This window comes from Aeromicrobium sp. (genome assembly GCF_036676885.1).
GTDB lineage: Bacteria > Actinomycetota > Actinomycetes > Propionibacteriales > Nocardioidaceae > Aeromicrobium.
Genome location: NZ_JAKFCB010000302.1, coordinates 1 through 2,088, shown reverse-complemented (window position 1 = coordinate 2,088; position 2,088 = coordinate 1). Strand labels below are relative to the sequence as shown.

Below are 2,088 nucleotides of genomic sequence, written 5' to 3'. Positions count from 1 at the left end.
GGCACGGAGCACATCCTCCTCGGCCTCATCCACGAAGGTGAGGGCGTTGCGGCCAAGGCTCTGGAGAGCCTCGACATCTCGCTCGAGGCGGTCCGCGGCCAGGTCGAGGACATCATCGGCCAGGGTCAGCAGGCTCCGAGCGGGCACATCCCGTTCACGCCCCGTGCCAAGAAGGTCCTCGAGCTCAGCCTGCGCGAGGCGCTGCAGCTCGGCCACAACTACATCGGCACCGAGCACATCCTGCTCGGCCTGATCCGCGAGGGCGAGGGCGTCGCCGCCCAGGTCCTCGTCAAGCTGGGCGCCGACCTCAACCGCGTACGCCAGCAGGTCATCACGCTCGTCAGCGGCTTCCAGGGCAAGGAGGCCGAGCAGGCCGGCGCGCCCAGCGAGTCCGCCCCGAGCACGTCCGCCGTGCTGGACCAGTTCGGCCGCAACCTGACGCAGGCCGCCCGCGAGGGCAAGCTCGACCCGGTCATCGGCCGGGACGACGAGGCCGAGCGCGTCATGCAGACGCTGTCGCGACGCACCAAGAACAACCCGGTGCTCGTCGGCGAGCCCGGCGTCGGCAAGACCGCCGTCGTCGAGAGCCTCGCCCAGGACATCGTCAAGGGCGATGTGCCCGAGACGCTCAAGGACAAGCAGATCTACACGCTCGACCTCGGTGCGCTCGTCGCCGGTTCGCGCTACCGCGGTGACTTCGAGGAACGCCTCAAGAAGGTCCTCAAGGAGATCCGCACCCGTGGCGACATCATCTTGTTCATCGACGAGATCCACACCCTCGTGGGTGCGGGTGCCGCCGAGGGCGCGATCGACGCCGCCAGCATCCTCAAGCCGATGCTGGCCCGCGGCGAGCTGCAGACGATCGGTGCCACGACGCTCGACGAGTACCGCAAGCACTTCGAGAAGGACGCGGCCCTCAACCGCCGCTTCCAGCCGATCCTCGTCGACGAGCCGTCCGTGCTCGACACCGTCGAGATCCTCAAGGGCCTGCGCGACCGCTACGAGGCGCACCACCGCGTCTCCATCACCGACGACGCCCTCGTGGCGGCGGCGACGATGGGCGACCGCTACGTCTCCGACCGGTTCCTGCCCGACAAGGCGATCGACCTGATCGACGAGGCCGGGGCCCGCCTGCGCATCCGCCGCATGGCGACGCCGCCCGAGCTCAAGGAGTTCGACGACAAGATCGTCGACGTCCGCCGCCGCAAGGAAGGCGCCATCGACGCACAGGACTTCGAGGCTGCCGCCTCCCTGCGCGACGAGGAGAAGAAGCTCATCAACGCCAAGGGCGAGCGCGAGAAGGCCTGGAAGTCCGGCGACCTCGACACCGTCGCGGTCGTCGACGAGAACCTCATCGCCGAGGTCCTCGCCAAGGCCACCGGCATCCCGGTCGGCCAGCTCAGCGAGGCCGAGTCCAGCCGCCTGCTCAACATGGAGGAAGAGCTCCACAAGCGGGTCATCGGCCAGGACGAGGCCATCAAGGCGCTGTCGCGGGCCATCCGCCGTACGCGTGCGGGCCTCAAGGACCCCAAGCGTCCTGGTGGATCGTTCATCTTCGCCGGGCCCTCGGGCGTCGGCAAGACGTGGCTGTCCAAGGCGCTGGCCAACTTCCTGTTCGGCGACGAGGACTCGCTGATCCAGCTCGACATGTCTGAGTACAGCGAGAAGCACACGGTCTCGCGACTGTTCGGCTCGCCTCCCGGCTACGTCGGCTACGAAGAGGGCGGGCAGCTCACCGAGAAGGTGCGCCGCAAGCCGTTCTCCGTCGTCCTGTTCGACGAGATCGAGAAGGCTCATCCCGACATCTTCAACTCGCTGTTGCAGATCCTCGAGGAGGGCCACCTCACTGACGGTCAGGGCCGCGTCGTCAACTTCAAGAACGCGGTCGTCATCATGACCACCAACCTCGGTGCGCGTGAGATCTCCAAGGGCGTCAACCTGGGCTTCAGCCAGGCCGGCGACACTGCGGGGTCCTACAACAAGATGAAGGAACGCGTCCAGATCGAGCTCAAGCAGCACTTCCGGCCTGAGTTCCTCAACCGTGTCGACGAGATCATCGTCTTCCCGCCGCTGACGCAGGACGAGATC

1 protein-coding gene is annotated in these 2,088 nt (G+C 67.2%); it reads left to right on the top strand.

Features of this window, described 5'->3' with window-relative positions; translation table 11 throughout:
* Positions 1 to 2,088 (top strand): ATP-dependent Clp protease ATP-binding subunit (locus V6M46_RS13720; protein ID WP_332666111.1); only part of this gene is annotated, 2,088 nt, incomplete at both ends.